This is a genomic window from Nostoc sp. ChiQUE01b, from assembly GCF_034531255.1.
Lineage (GTDB): Bacteria > Cyanobacteriota > Cyanobacteriia > Cyanobacteriales > Nostocaceae > Nostoc.
Genome location: NZ_JAVRBM010000034.1, coordinates 1 through 17,425 on the forward strand (window position 1 = coordinate 1; position 17,425 = coordinate 17,425).

Consider the following 17,425-nt stretch of genomic DNA (forward strand, 5'->3'; position numbering starts at 1 on the left):
TGACCAATGACCAATGACCAATGACCAATGACCAATGACCAATGACCAATGACTACTTAATCAAATACTTCAGCAGTTCTCAAAGATTTACCAGCTTGGTCTTTAGCTGATAAAATCGGTGGCCCACTCAGGGGCCAATCTATCGCTAAATCTGGATCGTTCCATAGAATTGTGCGATCGCTTCGGGGTGCGTAGTAATCTGTAGTTTTGTAGAGAACTTCGGCTATTTCTGAAACTGCAAGAAAACCGTGAGCAAACCCTGGTGGTATCCACAGTAGGCGTTTGTTTTTAGCACTGAGTTCATAACCTACCCATTTACCGAAGGTAGGCGAACTTTTTCTAATGTCTACAGCTACGTCGAAAATAGTGCCAACAATAGCACGAATGAGTTTACCTTGGGGTTGTTGAATTTGATAGTGCAATCCACGTAGGACGTTTTGTTTAGAGCAAGAGTGGTTATCTTGGACGAAGTTCGTAACAATCCCTATCTCTTGAGCAAATCTTTGCTGGTTGTAAGCTTCAAAAAAGAAACCGCGATCGTCTCCAAATACTTGGGGTTCGAGTTGGATAACTTCGGGAATTTTGGTATGTACAATGCTCATTAATATTATAAGTAATGTGCCACAGTCTTAATTATGAGAGTAATTTAATACTTGTATTTTACAGGTATTAGAATTAAGATTTTGCCTGTGGTTTTTTTGTTGTGAATAAGTAAATCACGTTAGTTCAATTTGACAGTCATCGCCAATCATAAATCGCAAGGCTTTAGGGCGACGAGGTGCAAGACTCAATTGTGCCCTTTGTCCAATTACACTATCAATAATGCGCTGATGAATTCCGGCAATTTTAGCACCTTCTAAAATAACGCTGTGTTCTAAATCAGTATCAATGAGTGTGACATTGTTAGCGATGCTACTATAAGGGCCAATAAAGCAGTTTTCTAAATGACAATTCCTACCAATGACTACTGGCCCCCGAATTGTGCAGTTAATTACTTTAGATTTTACCCCGATTTGGACTCGTCCAATAATCTGACTTTGGGTATCAATTTCGCCCACAACTGATGCTGTCAGATAGGTATCGAGAATCAATCTATTAGCTTCTAATAAATCATCTTTTTTACCAGTATCTAACCACCAGCCTTGAAGATTGTGGGCTACGACCTGCTTTTGTTGATTAATGAGGTATTGAATGGCATCAGTGATTTCCAACTCGCCTCTGGTGGAAGGTTGGATATTTGCGATCGCATCATAAATGAGGTGAGAAAAGAAATAAACCCCTACTAATGCCAGATTTGAAGGAGGAACTTTGGGTTTTTCAATTAACTGTAATACCCGTCCTGTTTCATCCACCTGAGCCACACCAAAGGCACTAGGGTTAGCAACTGAACGTAAGAGAATCAAAGCATCTGGCTGTTGTTGGCTAAATTGTTGCAGAAAGTAACGTAACTCACCTAGTTGAATCAGGTTATCGCCCAAGTACATGACAAAGGGAGAATCTCTTAAAAAAGGACGGGCGATTTGGACGGCGTGAGCGAGTCCAAGTGGCTGGTTTTGGATGATGTAAGTGATGTTTGCTCCAAAGTTTTCTCCATTTCCGGTTTTCGCTTGGACTTCTGCCCCGGTTTCTGGACTGATGATGATGCCAATATCAGTAATACCAGCCGCGACCATTTCTTCAATGCCATACCACAAAACAGGTTTGTTAGCAACTGGTACAAGTTGTTTTGCCCCGCTATAGGTAAGGGGACGTAGGCGTGTACCTTTACCGCCAGAAAGAATTAGTGCTTTCATCAGGATTTAGGATTAATTACAAGTCATTAGTCAAGATAATCTGAAATCTTGCAAAATCCCAAATCATTGCATTTAAATTCTGGTGTTAGTTTATATGTAACGGGATAACACTTCGGCGGTTGCTTTTCCTGTTTTTTCCCAACTGAATTTTTGAGAGTGAGTGATACCTTGGCTAGAAAGGTGCGATCGCAATTCTGAATTAGTTGCAACAGCCTGCATTGCCTCTGTAATTTCTCCGGTGTTGCAGGGATCGATTAAAATCGCCGCATCGCCAGCCACTTCAGGTAAGGAGGAGAGATTAGAGGTAATGACAGGAGTACCACAAGCCATTGCTTCCAGGACAGGTAAACCAAAACCTTCCCATAGACTAGGGAAAACAAGAGCGATCGCTTGATTGATGATTTTTGGCAATTCGCTGTAAGGTACATAGTCAAGAAACTTTACCTGATTAGTTACACCCAATTCTGCAACTTGCACTTTTAAAGTCGGGGTGTAACGCAAATCAATTGGCCCTACTAACCATAGTTCATAGTCTTTGCAGTTAGGTAACGCCGCAAAAGCACTGATGAGTCGCTGGATGTTTTTGTAAGGATCTTGGCGTCCAATGTAGAGAAAGTAGTTGCAGGTAGGTAGATTGAGAGGAAGGAAGTGAGTGCGATCGTAAGCCAGTGGGATGGGAGTAATTTTGCTAGCCGGAATGTGGAAAAAATCTGTAATGTCCTTAGCAGTGGACAAGGAGTTGGAGATAACGTGTTCAGCTTGGGTGATGACTTGGGGAATGTAGTAGCGATGATATGGTGTCAAAGGTGAGAATCGTTTGGGAAAACGCAACGGGATAAAATCGTGAACCATCACCACAAAACGACAGTTGCTGTACAGAGGTGCTTCTGGAAGTGGGGAAAATAAAAGGTTAGATTTAAGATTTTTATAGATTTGCGGTAATTGAAATTGCGTCCAAAACAAGCGGCGAATATGACCTTTTGTACCTTGAGCAGGAGTCAGATTATCTGGAACTTGGTAACAGTTAAATTCGGGGTAGCTTTCGGCAGTTAATAGAGTAGGGTTAAGAGTTTTTAAATAAGGAAAAATACTTTTTGCATACTTACTTATGCCTGTTGGTCGAGAAAAAAGAATGGATAAATTTATAATTAATCTCTTCATTAAATAATACTTCTATAAGCCTTTAACGTTTCCTTTGCTGTTCTTTCCCAGGAAAATAATTTTGCCCTAGCTTTACCTTTTTCAATTAAATCTTGTCGTAATTGAGAATCACTAATTACTTTCAAGATAGCCTCAGCTAGTTGTATGGGGTCGTTAGAATCAATTAGTATAGCTGCATTTCCTGTAACCTCTGGTATTGATGAAGTATTAGAGGTGACTACAGGTGCACCCAGCGTCATTGCTTCCAATACAGGCAAACCAAACCCTTCATAGTGAGAAGGATAAACGAAAACATCGGCTCTTGAATAAAATAATGCTACTAATTCATCAGATAAATAGTCAAGATGATGAATTTGGTTTTTCCAATGGGAATTCTCAATAGCTGTGAATATTGGTTCGTACTTCCATCCCTTCTTGCCAATCAATACTAATTGATGCTCAATTTTATATTTTGTCTTGAGAAAATTAAAAGCTAAAATGACAGCATTGATGTTTTTTCTCGGTTCTATAGTGCTAACAAAAAGTAGATATGGTTTGGAAAAGTCATACTTAACTTGCTTTTCTATATTCAGAATATTTTCAGCAAATAAATAATCAGCATGGTAACGACTAGCTAGAGGAGTTACATAGACTTTTTCCGGGTCTACTTTTAAATACTGAACTATATCTTTTTTAGAGCTTTCTGAAATAGTGATCACCAAATCTGTCCATTTCAGGCATTGTTTAACACGATCGCTGTAGGATCTCACTATCCAGTCAACAAAACTAGGATATTTCATAAAAGTCATATCATAAATTGTCATTACATTCAAGCTTTTAGCACAAGGATAAACTACATAATCTGTGCCGTGTAATATATCTGGAAATCCTAAATAACTTTCATAATAAGGAATAATTGGGTTAGGAAATTTAGCTAAAATATTAGTAATACTGACTGGAATCGGTAATGCATAAACTTGAGTATCTAAATTTATCAAGTTTGGTGCAATTAATCTCCCCGTTAACCAATTTTTCAGTCTAGGTTGATATACAACTCGCAGCTGAAAATTTTCTGAATTTTGCAGTGCATGTAGCGCATGAATTAAATTATAAACGTATAATCCAATGCCACTTGGTCGGCTGGTTAAAGATGTAGCATCAATTGCTATAGTTAACATTAGTTTAATTTTTTTTTATGTTACCTGTTCGCTATCCCCTATTCCCTATTCCCTGCTCCCTGTTCAAATAATATTTGCATTTGATGGGCATAACTTTCCACAGTATGGAAATTTTGATAGGCTTTCTGGATTTCCTTGATTTTATTTTTTACTGTTAAAGATTTTGATAAATTGATAATTTTACTCACAATTAGATCGGGCTGACTCCATTCTATAATTAATTCTTCCATACCATATTTAGCAAGCTCTCTAGCCATCCAAGTCCCTTTTGTAACAACAGGAATCTTACCTGCCATAATACATTCAGTAAAGATACCCGATGTACGTTCACTATATGCATCGGCATCGTATGGTAGTAATATAATATTGCTAGTTTTTAGCCATTTCAAATAATCTGATTTTGATAACCTATGGGGAATTAGTTCAACTTTAACACCATTAAAAAGAGGTGAAAGTTCAGAGCTTTCAGCAGCTACTACACATATTTTTTTTGCTTCTTCAGACACACAAACCATCAAAGATTTTATGATATTCCATCCCTTCTCTGTTCGTGGCGCTCCCGGCCACCAACAGATTACTTCATTAGTTAACTCAGGAATAGTTTCAACATCGATAAAATCTGTGTGAGGTATGGGCATTACAGTCACTGGTTCGTTAAAGTAATTGGATAGTGACTTGCTTAAACTTTCACTATCTGTAAGGACGTGAAATTTCCCAGATTCTAAAATTCCTTTGATTAATTTGTTTAATAGCTTGTAAATACTCCGAGTTTTATCTTTATGAGTGTCTCTACGGTAAAGTAGCCAAACAGATAAATTTTCTTTAGGTATTATACATAAAGCAATTAGCAATCCTAGAAGTTGCACATGAATAAATCTTTCTATAAAAATTATGTTATGTTTTGAGTTAGGTAATATCTCTTTTTTTAAGTATTTTGCAATAGAAAATCCCAACTTATAAATATCGTTATACTTAAATATCCTGATTATGGGATTCATTGTTAATTCTAAATTTTCACTACTTAGACAAGCCTGCCAGTTAGTAGGCAAATCAGCGATTTTTGATTCTGATGCTACAGCCACTACATGCTTCCAGGCAAGTAGGTTGGCAGCTTTAGTTACAGAAGCATGATATGGAATTATATGACCTTCTCCTTCCATCAGATTGGGAATGATGGAAATCAAAATTGGTATTGATTGACTAGTGTCATTTTGATTCATGCTTGCTCAAAAATTCATTAAACTGGAATTAGCCGGACTGTTTCTTTTACTTCATTAACTATATGAATTGCAGCTTGGTGATGAGATAGAGTTTTAGTTTGAGTCTCTGTTCTGCTTGTTAGTAAAAGTATGGGATTACAACCAGCATTAACAGCACACTCCATATCACTAAAGGCATCCCCAATAAAAAATGAATGAGAGATTTCTACTAAGTGCTTTTCTGAAGCTTCAAATATCATCTGCGGTGATGGCTTACGACATTTGCAGTTGTCAGACGGTTGGTGAGGACACATAAAAATGTCTTGAAATTTCACACTAAAGCGTTCATATTCTTGACGCATCTGAGTATGGACTGTTTCAACATCGCTTATAGAAAAGTAGCCTCTACCAACACCAGACTGATTTGTGATTACAATCAGTAAATATCCTGCATCCTGCCACTTTTTGAAAGTCTCGCCAGCACCTATAGGAATTTTTATCTGATTGGGATGGCTTAGATATGGAACATATTCTATTAAAACACCATCTCTATCTAGAAATAGAGCTTTGTTCGGTTTATGAGTCAAATAATAATTATTGCCTGTCATTAACTGCAATTTACCACTTAGACAAAAAATTATTTTAAAATCGGCTTGGTCAAATCAAACAAATTTTAGCAACCTGTTTTTGCAAACAACTGCAATTCCACTTGTTCGCAGATCCGATGGTATGTAATTACATGGATTTCTTGTATTAGTGGTGTGTGTTGTTCGTCAACAAATAAAGGATAGTCCACAATAGGTTTTGTCATTCCCCCACTATTACCTGCCATTCCTATAGTGCTAATTCCCAAGTTTTTAGCTGTCTCTAAAGCGCGAATCACATTTTTGGATTTGCCAGAGGTGGAAATTCCCCAAAGCATATCTCCCGGTTTACCTAAAGATTCTACTTGTCGGGAGAAGACGGTTTCAAATTCATGATCGTTTGTCCAAGCTGTGATGATAGCCGGATTGCTCACAAGAGCGATCGCTCGTAAACCTTTACGATTGATCAGGAAGCGTCCGATAAACTCAGCAGCTATATGTTGTGCGTCAGATGCCGAACCTCCATTCCCACAGATTAACAAGGTTTGCCCTTGTTGAAACCGTTCTACAATTAAACTAACTATTATATCTATTGCTTTGCAATACTCTGGTGTAAAAGCGGTTTTTAAACCTTTAAGTTTATCTTGAACCCAGTAATCCAAAGTTTTTCCTCACTTATTGTCTGGTAACAGTTTTTCTTTTTGCGTTCCAAACCATTCAATTGTTTTTGTCAGTCCAACTTCTAGAGACGTCAAAGTTAAATCAGGAATATATTGTTGAAGTTTACCGACAGCTAAACACTTAGATTTAGCACCAACATAGCGCCCAGTGTCAAATTTAATTGCGTTAAAGTCATAATCTACTTTCTCACAAATCAGCTTGGCAAAGTGTCTAATAGTGAATTCTTCACCCGCACCGATGTTTATTAATTGGTTATCCACGCTGGCTGATAGTTGAATCATAATGTTGACAAAATCATCAACAAAAACGAGTTCTCTAGATTGATACCCATCTCCCCAAAGGATTACGGTTTCACCATAAAGTTTAGCGCGAATAATCTTGCGGATCAGGTCAAAGATAAAATGCATCTGCCGCCCATCTGTGTGATAGCCTGGGCCGTATAATGTTGAGGGAACTAAGCAAAGGTATTTTAAGCCAAATTGTTTATTTAATGCCAGATGTCCTGCATACAGCATCCGCTTAGTCATCGCGTAAGTAAACAGGCTATCTATAGGTATTCCCGTCAGATAGTTTTCTTCTACTAGTTCTAAATCGGGGGCGTAAGCGCAACTAGTACCCATACTAATCAACCTTGCTTGAGGTTGATACTTTTGCCACCAAGTTAGTACGTTTGTATTAATCTGCTGATTGATAATCCACTGCTCACCAGGATGATACAAGCAGAAGTCACCAGCTTGAGTCCAAGCAGCTAGATGATATATGCGATCGTAGGCTTCCTGCTTAAATGGCAACAGGGAATCTTGCTGAGTGAGATCGCAGTTTTTGGAGTTCAAGCGGACTAGTTCATGGCCTTGAGCTTGCAACTGCGAACAAAGGATTGTGCCAAGAAAGCCTGTAGCACCAGTGACAAGGATTTTCATTGTTAAGCGTCCTTGGGATTGACAGGAAAGTAAAATTCTACTCCTTTTTTAATTAAGTGTTGGTTATTGGACAAAATTTCTTTTTTAAAGTTCCAGGCTAGCACGTAGTAAATATCTGGCAACTCCTGTAGCTCACCTTCGATAACTATAGGAATATGCATTCCTGGCGAGTAAAGTCCACGCCGCAGTTCATTCTTTTCTACTAGGCAATTAATATACTCCGTTCCCACACCAAAGTAGTTCAACATTGTATTGCCTTTGACGGGCGCACCAAAACCAAAAACTTGCTTACCTTGTTGTTTCGCTTGTTGCAAATAGACAAGGTTTTCACTCTTCATCTGTTGAATTCGTCGAGCAAATTCTAGGTATGTTGATAAGTCGTTACTTTTTTCATCTACTTCTGCTTGACGCATCGCTTGCAGGCGATCGCTTGGTTCTTTCTTCTCTTTGTGTGTAACATAAGCAATAATAGAACCGCCGTGAATTGGTGAGAGGTAGGCATCAAACATAGATAAACCATGTCTGTTTAAGAGTACCTCAATAGTGTTGAGATTGTAGTAGAGTAAGTGCTCGTGGTAAATCTGGTCAAACGCTAAATTCTCTACAATGCGTTTCATGTAGAGAAACTGCACAACAAAAACTCCATCATCGCGCAAAGCTTCACGAATACCTTCGGTAACAGAATGTAGCTCTTCTAAGTGGAAGAATACACCAGCCGCGTTGATGATATGGAATTTGCGATCGAGCTTTTTAACTATATCGAGGTTGAAAAAATCATTGAGAGTTACTATCCCTGCTTCATTAGCTATCTTTGCAGTAGTTTTTGATGATTCAACTCCAAGAACATCATAGCCAAGTGCTTGGAAATGCTTAAGTTGAGTTCCATCGTTAGACCCAATATCAAGAACAGATTTTTCTTGAGTGTCTTTAAAAAAGCGGTTGTCTACCTCCTCAGCCACATTTTTGAAATGTTCACTCAAAGAGCGAGTCACACCTGATAGATAAGTGTGATCTCCAAACATAATCTCTTTTTTTACAGTGTAATCTAGCTGCACTGTACCGCAGTTATGGCAGTAAAGAACATGGAGAGGATAAAAAGGTTCTTTGCCAATTTCTTCTAGTTTTAAGAAATGGTTGCACCAAGGTTGAGAACCAAGGTCAATGGCAAGTTCTAAGTTAGTAGAATCACAAATGCGACAGTGCATTAACTAAACGCAACCTTTGCTTATAGCTGATATAGTGTGTTTGAAAAGTTTTTTTGTGAGTTTTTATTGTACAAAATATCAAATCCTTGTACAACCTTTATTCTGCCTATATTTTGATTAACAGCTAAAGCTTCTTTGACTGCTATATCAACCCCATCCAACTCTGTATCATCAAGAACAATTATTCCATCTGGATGCAAACAGGGAATTATTTCATCAAGTGCTGCTTTTGTACCAGCATATTGATCCATATCTAAGAAAGCTAGAGCAATAGGCTCATTTAATTCTAAATTAGGTAACGTATTTTGAACTAACCCTTTCACCATTTTAATATTATGTGAAACGTTATGAGCCTTATAATAACTTGCCACTCGATCTAGTTGATTATCATTGAATAATCCTGCTTTAAAAGGAGTATCTCCATCCTTGAACACTGGTTCTGGCATTCCCTCATAAGTATCTAAGGCAAAAAGTTTACGGTTGATTCCTAAATAGTCATTATGCTTAGAAATGTATATTGTTGTTCCACCTAAGTAAACTCCACATTCAACAAAACAACCTTTCTTTGGAGCAAGTGCATTACATAGTGAGATTACAGATAGCTTTCTAGGATTTAAACAGGATATAAATTTTGCTCGATCAACTGACATCAAAACCTGTAAATGTCCAGCAACAATTTGCGGCAGTTCTATAACTCTTACTTGTGTATTTTGGCAAATTTTATTGAGATAATTTCTGTCATCTAATTTTAGCGATTGAGCTAAAAAAATGATATCAAATTCACTAGGTTTTATTGTTTCTATCGACTGTTGTGGATGTAGCTCAGTTTTATTTTCACCAGCAAATAACCCAGAGATCACATAACCATATTCGTTTAAACTATAAACAATATGCAAGAATGCTGGGTCATTACCTACAAAACCTAGCCGCAACTCGTTTTGTGAGAGACACTGTTTTAATATCCGGGCGACAATATTAGCAAACAAGTCATAATTTGTCAATAGATCGTAATAATCTAAGTAAGAATGCTTGTATTTAAATTCTGAACTTTTCATGTTTACCAAACCCTTATTTGATGTAGTAAGAGAATAATTAGCAATGCTTAAGTTTTCCGTTTTCTCTTCAAGTGTTTCAATAAATTCGTTAAATGTAGGTAACTCTAAACTACTCACTTTGCTATAATTTGCATAATTTTTCACGCAAGCATCATACAGTTCTTGAAAAATAGTATTATTCTGCCAATCACTATCAGCCTTAAATACTTTCCAGTCTTCTAGACAAACTGTTTCCTGACTCAGGAATTGACGGATAATTTGGTTAAATATCTGAATCTCTTGATTCCACTCTACAAGACAGGGTTCCCAATAAGAAGTTTCTACAGGAGGTGGTGTAAGAGAATATTCTCCTAAAGCATCCTCAAACGCTAAGTTCATAGATTTGTCATATTGTACCTGGTTATAGATTCCTTGAATCATTTGATACCCTTTCTTCGCTTGCTCAATGCGGCTTTTTGGATTCTCTAGTAATTGAATAATCCTGGCAGCATAATCTTCTGGATCATCAAAGCATGGGAAAAGTTCCGGGTCAAATTCCAGTCCTCGCAATGCCATACTAGTACTGACAACTGGTTTTCCCATTGATAAGGCTTCAATTGTCTTAATATTGAATCCTGCACCCATTTTTATAGGCAGAATCACTAGGCGTGTCGCTGCATATAGTGGTCTTAATGTTTCTAGTGAACCAGTAACGAAAATATTAGGGTGATTTATTTCACCTAGATCGCCACCATTCATGATATTACCTGCGATCGCAAAGGTAACACCTTTATCGGCTAAGTAAGGCAAATAAACTTTGTAAAAAAACCATTTCAGAGAGTAAATATTAGGAAAATGGTATGAACTGACGTAGAGAATATCTATCGATTTTTTTTGTTTTAATTGGTAATTTTCTGCAAAAGCTTGATAATTTTTAGTCCCTCCAGCAATAAAGACTTCTGCTAAATCTACACAACCAGCCAAGTCACTAATTTTTGGAGGCAATAATCGTCCTATATATGGAACTTGATATAAAGATAGTTTTGGGACAACTTCCTGAATCTTTTCTAACTCTTTAAGGTTATTAGCTATGACAACAGCACATTTTTCCAGAAGCTTACATTCTAAATCAAACTCTCTTGAATCTACTTCTCGATTGTTATAGAATGCATATTGATGGGATTGAATATCAACCATTTCGCAGATTACTGGATGTTGATCTAATCCCAATTTTTGCAATATTGGCCAGTTAGAAATATAATTTAGTAAAACTGCATCAATTTTTTGGGTTTTTACAAACCCTGCTAAAGATTGGGGAATTTCAACATAAGAACGAGATATTATATCTAATTCTAGGCTTGTTTTGTTTTCTGCTTTGGATATAATGTAATTTATATTTTTTCCAGATTGTGCAACTAATGGAAACTTATATCTCAAAAACCAACTTTCAACGAGATTAAAGTCTTCTAGAGTTTTCTTTGCCAGAGATACTTTATCTGCAAATTCTTCATCGTTTAGTTTTAGATCGTAGAAAAAGAATACACCATAGACACGATAGCCACAGCGAGACAGGTAATCCAGCTGATTTCTAGCAACTTGTCCCGAACCTGTATTTTGAACAATCGAATCACCATCTATTATGTAAATAATTGATGGCACTGATTTATCTAGAGAATATTTTACAAAGGTATCTTGTGTTATTAAACACTTCACTAAGGCATCAGGAGAATGTTTTGCACGCCACAATGACCGATATTCAAATGCGGCTTGGGAAAACTGCTGGAAGTTTTTTACTATTTTGACAACTGCATCAGCTATCTGATTTGGCGAGTCATAAACACTCGCTCGTGATTCATTAATTTGGCTTGCCATCCAGCTTTTTGCTGGTACAACAACTGGCTTACCAGCAGCAAGCGACTCTACTAGTATTCCGGAACTTCTTACCGCATAGCAATCTGGCTGATATGGAATCACAACAATATCCGCACTTGCAAGTAACTCGTAATAATCTTCAGTAGAAAGTAGCTCTTTTAATAATCGAACCTTGTGAGAAGGGTATTGATCTAGTCTTAAACGTGCTTCTTGTATTCCTGGTTCACCGCCTGGTATGTTAAAATTTGACTGAATTGTAAGCTTTACTTTTCCTGGCTGTATATAACTGAACCACAAAATATCAATCAATTGAGGTAAATACTGATAACCTTTTTCAGGTCTTGCATCCCCAAGGTATATGATATGGATTGGATCTTCTAAACTATCAGCAGTTGTATAATCCTTGATATTTTCATGTCGAAAAGGTATAGGCGCTGTTACAAAACAAATTGGACTCAACTCATTATGTTGTTTTGTTAGTTCATCGGTATCCGTATAAAATGTCACGGTTTTATTCCACAACCCAGCACCATAGAATCTATTAATGCAAGCCTTTAAGCCAATTCCTTTAGCAGAAGTTACTATTGGTTCATTGCAGTCCCTTCGCAACAAAATGTGGTAGTGTGGACTACTATTACGATCATTTGCAGTTATAAAACCAAGTAATTCTTCTAGCTGATCAACCCCTATAGTATGGATAAAAATGTGGTCTTCTGAAGTCAGATTGAGCTTTTTAAAAAGAAGTTTTAGCTCATTAGCAAAAACTAGTTTTTGTCCGCCCAAAATTTTGTTTAGCAACTTTTTTATTGTTGTTTTAATAAGTTTAGGTGTTTTCTTTAATATCTTAACGAATAATTTTATTAACCAAAGAAAAGTTTCCAGAGGTAAGATTTTTCTCAAAAACTTCTCACTATTTAAGAATATTTGATAGGCTATATATAGGGGAAAAAATAATTTATAAAAATCTGATTCTAGAGCATTTTGAACCTGAAAAATACTATTTTTTAATTTAGGTAATAGTGAACGGAAATACGGAACTGTAAAAAATAAATATTCATAGGCAACTTTCAATACAAAACGGATTGTCTTTTTAGGTTGTATATTAAAAATCTGACTATTTTTGATTGACTTTAATAACTTAATTAACCTATTCTTACTTGGAGGTTTTATTCCAAACCAATCTCTACTAAATTCTGGCATTACTCTAATATTGCCTGGATACAGATGCTTGGGAAATTCTTTGTTAGAAACAATAATAGGCTCATATCCAAGACGTGCTGCCGCCTCAGCTACAGAAACATCATATTCATAATGATGACCATGTAAATTTTGTAGAGATTGATCGATAATTATAAACTTCGGCATGATTTTTACCAATTTTTAAAATTCAAATACAGTTGGATAGACAACTTATAAAATATGGTAGTAAATAACTAAGTGGTTGTTTACTACCATATTTTATAAATACTGACTCCATTTAACTTCACTTTTAATTGTTTGTCTAAATCTTCAGGATTCCAAAGTTTTATTTCGACTTTTATATCAGAAGTATCATCTATATGCAAAATGCAGTCTCTATAGGAATTTTCAATCCATTGAGCAGAACCTATATAATTAACTCTTGCCTGATTGTTGACATACACACATAAAGATATACAATCTTGATTACCATATGATTCAAAGTCAGTGTAAAGCATATACCTTCCTTTGCTCAGATTAATACATTCTTTCAATATTAAAATATCATTTTCCGCGACAAACTCGTCTTTACTCCAATACTCTAAAAATTTTAGATTCATATCCAAACTATATGGAGTAAGATGAATCTTATCTCTGTGTATAAACAGTACATTTCGGATTATGCTGCCAGGAGGATAATCATTAATTGAATTAATAAAGCAGTAGTTACTTAGATATATAGCAACATATCCTTGATCTTTCAGAAAATCAATGCAACGTCTATCTGTAGTCGATTGTTCTAGTATCAAATGAGGATGGCTCTTACTAATATATTCACAAGTTCCTTTAAGAGCATTAAATTCTGCTCCTTCAATGTCCATCTTTATGACTTCTGGCTCTAATTTTGTGTAACGAATAAAATCGTCAAGAGCGACTGTTTTTACTGGTGTTGGAGGATTATTTGGATTTGGATATTGATATAAAAGGCTTGCTGCTTGTAGATTCTCTGATGGAATATACAGATTCAAAACTTTATCAGATTTATCCCATACAGCAGCATGAGTAATAAAAAAGTTATTGCAGCCATTGCGTATTAAATTATGGGTACATAAATTAAGAATATCTGGATTGGCTTCAAATGCACAAACTATACCTTTTGGGCCTACTAAGCGAGACATGAGTAATGTCAATGCACCATCATGAGAGCCAACATCAAAAACAATAGCATTAGGTTGGCAAATATCTTCCAGGGCTAGGTTAACAGATGGTTCATAAATTATCGGCTCATACCAATTATTAATTGACGGTGCTGATAGTGACTGTAAATCAACTTTGTCTTCTAATTTTTTTATATAGCTTTTAATATTTTCTTGGTTCTCTAAATGAGTTTTATTTATTTCATTTTTAATTACATCAATTGTAACTTCATCAGATAATATCCGAGTAACCTCTTTCTTAATGGCTGTTTTAATATAATTTTGCAATAGATTTTTTAACCAGTGTAAAATCATTAGTTTATGCCTTTATGAAAATATTATTTGTGAAGGAGATGCGTTGATTTTTACATTTAATACTTGATGATTAAAGAATATTTTTTCAAGGTTTATACGAAGTTCTGGTGGAACAAAAAACAGCATAAATCCACCTGCTCCTGCACCCAACAACTTACCACCCCAAGCACCTGCTTCCATACCCATCTGATAAATTTTGTCAATTTCAGAATTAGAAATACCGCCGTCAAGACTCCGTTTAGCTAACCATGCACGATGGAGTAAAGCTCCAAATTCAAATAAGGGTCTATTTCCAGTTAAAATATCCCAACCATCATCAACCATATATCGCATCTCCTTCAATATGGCTGTGTTATCTGCAACTTTTTGCAACTGCTTTGCTACAACATCAGATGCCTTACGTCTAATACCTGTAAACACAATAAAAAGGTGCTGCTCAAACTCTTGTAAACGTTGTTGAGAAATAGGTAAGCGATTGATTATAATATCATCTTCAGTCCTAAACTCAACCAAATTAAAACCACCAACCGCAGCTAAAACTTGATCTTGACATCCTACTTTATCTTTGACTAACTGTCGTTCTACATAAATAGCTTCGTAGGCCAATTCAAGTGGCTTGAGGAACTCACCCTTAAAACTATGGAGTGCGTGCAAGAGAGATACTGTAAATGCTGAAGAAGAGCCTAAGCCTGTAAATGCAGGCAAGTCAGCTACATTATGAAGTTCAATATCTTTATCTAGTTCACAAAATTTCAGGCATTCTCGATAAACTTTATGTTCTATTTCTTCTACTGTTTTCACTAATTCGACCTGGCGGTAAGAAACTCGAATTGAATAGTCAAACAAATGGCTGAGAAAAGGACTAACTGTAACATAAGAGAATTTATCGATTGCTGTAGCTAATACAGCGCCTCCATGTTCAAGAAAATATTCAGGATAGTCAGTTCCACCGCCAAAAAAACTAATACGAACAGGAGCGCGAGATATTAGCATAATATTTATTATTTTATAGAAAGTTGCTGCAATTAAAACAATAATGTTTTAAGTATCACCCAATTCAACAATTAACTTTCAGGCTTGAAAACTAGCTAGTTCATGAATAATATCATCTATTTGTTTCTGAATATTGTAACTAAAACCGTAACGAGCAGCTCCATAATTAGCTGTTGTCTCTTTGAATTTAAAAGTTTCTAGATCGAATTCATTTTTAACTTTTTTATAAACTTCTTCACAAAATAGACAAATTTTTTGGTATTTTGACAATTCCAATTCATCAGGTATCTCATCTTCAGCTAAAAGAGAATACTTGTTTTCTTCTCTGAAGATACCTTTAGGTATATGAATATTAATGCCTATTAGCGAACATAGATTCATAACTGTTTCATTGCTAAGATTTTCAAAAAATATTACATAGGAGTAAGGGAATGACTGAAAAACATCAATTTGAATCTGAAGTGTTCTCAACCAACAATCAAAAATTAAATCTAAGCTTGTTTCGGGAAAAATTTTTAGCATCGACAATACTACCTCAGCAGGTCTACGTATAATAAGTATGTAATTTGAAAAATAGAAATATATTGCATTAAAATTAAAAAACACTTCTTGAAATGATTGATTATCAATTTTGCCATTAGGCCCAAACGCTATTTTTTCACCTACAAAATTGTAGTTTTTTTTCATCCTTGATAAAAAATTAATCCCCCCGCTCTCTGACAGCCTAGAAGGAGGAGCGAATGTTCCTTTGCTCCTACGGTTGTTAAATTGTATATGCTGGTTATTAAAAAACTCGACAAAATTATCCAGATTATGATGTATGTATAAATTGGCTTCCCCTAGTAAAAATACATCTGGGGAAAGATTTAAACAATCACATAATATAGATGTTCCAGATCTGGCACTACCAATAATGAAAAGTCCTGCTTTACTCAGCTTTTCGTAATCTTCATCAGACATATTGGATTCTTGAATGCGGCGGCGGCGATTTTGTGATTCCAGCCCTTTTAAGATTTTTTGATAAGTGCTTTCTAATTCAAGAAACTCCTGATTTTTAAGATCAATTTTCTTCACTAGATGGTTCTGTGATTCTTGTAATGTATCTTGTAATTCTTTAATCTGCTGATTTTTAAGATCAATTTCCTTCACTAGATGGTTCTGTGATTCTTGTAATGTATCTTGTAATTCTTTAATCTGCTGATTTTTAAGATCAATTTTCTTCACTAAATGGTTCTGTGATTCTTGTAATATATCTTGTAATTCTTTAATCTGCTGATTTTTAAGATCAATTTCCTTCAGTCTTTCCTGATAAGCACTATCTAAATCCCGTATGAAAGTGCGTAAAAAATGAGGAAGTAATAGTTTCAAACCCGAATATGCCATAAATTTAGCCTATCAATTTAGCATAATTTTGCCAGATAAATCCTTCAGCCTGAACAAAGGAATCAGGAGTACCAATATCCAGAAAAGGTGCTTGTACAGTATGTACTCGCAAGCAAACATCCCTGGCAAGTAAAGATGGGAAGACTTCATTTTCAAAACTCAAAGGCAAGTTCGCAGAAAATTCTTTTAGTAGAGAATTTCGTAATAAGTATACTCCAGCGCTAATGATACCAGTTCCTGGGCTTTTTTCTGCAAATTTCTCTAGGTTATGAAGTTGATTACAAACTAGAGAACCATATCGTGAGGTATCATTAACTGATAAACCAACAATTACGCCACTAACTGTAGAGTCTAATAAATGAGTTGTCAGTGAGACTAGGTTGGTAAAAACTAAAGAATCACCATTTACTACTAACCAGGCGAATGGCGATTCTCTAGTTTGATGCACAGCATTTAAGAAACCCCCAGCTGTTCCCAAAGGACTTTTTTCTTGGCAGCAAATAGTCTCTATTCCATCAACAGGATGATTTTGAAAATGTTGTTCCACTACCTCTGATAGATAACCTGTGGAAAGAATAGCTTTTGTGATTCCTTGTGTTCTTAAATAACGTACAACCCATTCCACAAAGGGTTTACCTGCAACTGATGCCATAGGTTTAGGCACACCATCCAGGAAGTGTTTAATTCTTGTGCCATAGCCACCAGCTAAAATTACAGCTACGACATCATTCAGGGTAGATGGCATTGGCTTCC

14 protein-coding genes are annotated in these 17,425 nt (G+C 35.9%); all 14 read right to left on the reverse strand.

Translation table 11 applies throughout. The features are described from left to right. Positions 1-56: 56 nt before the first annotated feature. Positions 57-602, reverse strand: coding sequence for a dTDP-4-dehydrorhamnose 3,5-epimerase (rfbC, locus tag RMY63_RS21415; RefSeq protein WP_322730640.1), 546 nt, complete (start codon positions 600-602; stop codon positions 57-59). Between the two features lie 114 nt (positions 603-716). After that, on the reverse strand, positions 717-1,793 hold the full coding sequence (locus RMY63_RS21420) for a glucose-1-phosphate thymidylyltransferase (RefSeq protein ID WP_322730641.1): 1,077 nt from the start codon (positions 1,791-1,793) through the stop codon (positions 717-719). A gap of 90 nt (positions 1,794-1,883) precedes the next feature. Continuing rightward, a complete protein-coding gene (locus RMY63_RS21425; RefSeq protein WP_322730642.1) occupies positions 1,884-2,954 on the reverse strand; it encodes a glycosyltransferase family 1 protein in 1,071 nt (356 codons plus the stop codon). Further along, the gene (locus RMY63_RS21430; RefSeq protein WP_322730643.1) at positions 2,954-4,111 is read right to left on the reverse strand and encodes a glycosyltransferase family 1 protein; all 1,158 of its coding nucleotides are present in this window, start codon (positions 4,109-4,111) and stop codon (positions 2,954-2,956) included. Before RMY63_RS21430 ends, RMY63_RS21425 begins: the two co-directional genes overlap by 1 nt. A gap of 38 nt (positions 4,112-4,149) precedes the next feature. Continuing rightward, complete coding sequence (locus RMY63_RS21435; protein ID WP_322730644.1) at positions 4,150-5,331, reverse strand: hypothetical protein; 1,182 nt, start codon at positions 5,329-5,331, stop codon at positions 4,150-4,152. A gap of 17 nt (positions 5,332-5,348) precedes the next feature. Continuing rightward, on the reverse strand, positions 5,349-5,897 hold the full coding sequence (locus RMY63_RS21440) for an HAD family hydrolase (protein WP_322730645.1): 549 nt from the start codon (positions 5,895-5,897) through the stop codon (positions 5,349-5,351). An 86-nt stretch (positions 5,898-5,983) separates the two neighbouring features. Beyond that, entirely contained in the window at positions 5,984-6,556 is a 573-nt protein-coding gene (gmhA, locus tag RMY63_RS21445; RefSeq protein ID WP_322730646.1) for a D-sedoheptulose 7-phosphate isomerase, read from the reverse strand. Between the two features lie 9 nt (positions 6,557-6,565). After that, on the reverse strand, positions 6,566-7,495 hold the full coding sequence (locus RMY63_RS21450) for an NAD-dependent epimerase/dehydratase family protein (RefSeq protein WP_322730647.1): 930 nt from the start codon (positions 7,493-7,495) through the stop codon (positions 6,566-6,568). Between the two features lie 2 nt (positions 7,496-7,497). Then, positions 7,498-8,700 carry a class I SAM-dependent methyltransferase gene (locus RMY63_RS21455; RefSeq protein WP_322730648.1) on the reverse strand — a complete coding sequence of 401 codons (1,203 nt, stop codon included), beginning with the start codon at positions 8,698-8,700 and terminating at the stop codon, positions 7,498-7,500. A gap of 20 nt (positions 8,701-8,720) precedes the next feature. After that, complete coding sequence (locus RMY63_RS21460) at positions 8,721-12,971, reverse strand: glycosyltransferase (RefSeq protein WP_322730649.1); 4,251 nt, start codon at positions 12,969-12,971, stop codon at positions 8,721-8,723. A gap of 83 nt (positions 12,972-13,054) precedes the next feature. After that, on the reverse strand, positions 13,055-14,296 hold the full coding sequence (locus RMY63_RS21465; protein ID WP_322730650.1) for an FkbM family methyltransferase: 1,242 nt from the start codon (positions 14,294-14,296) through the stop codon (positions 13,055-13,057). A gap of 12 nt (positions 14,297-14,308) precedes the next feature. Beyond that, the gene (locus tag RMY63_RS21470; protein ID WP_322730651.1) at positions 14,309-15,289 is read right to left on the reverse strand and encodes a hypothetical protein; all 981 of its coding nucleotides are present in this window, start codon (positions 15,287-15,289) and stop codon (positions 14,309-14,311) included. Positions 15,290-15,367: 78 nt separating this feature from the next. Beyond that, positions 15,368-16,672, reverse strand: a complete 1,305-nt coding sequence (locus RMY63_RS21475) for a hypothetical protein (RefSeq protein WP_322730652.1) — start codon at positions 16,670-16,672, stop codon at positions 15,368-15,370. Positions 16,673-16,676: 4 nt separating this feature from the next. After that, positions 16,677-17,417: a sugar phosphate nucleotidyltransferase gene (locus RMY63_RS21480; protein ID WP_322730653.1), complete on the reverse strand. Its 741-nt coding sequence runs from the start codon at positions 17,415-17,417 to the stop codon at positions 16,677-16,679. Positions 17,418-17,425 lie beyond the last annotated feature (8 nt).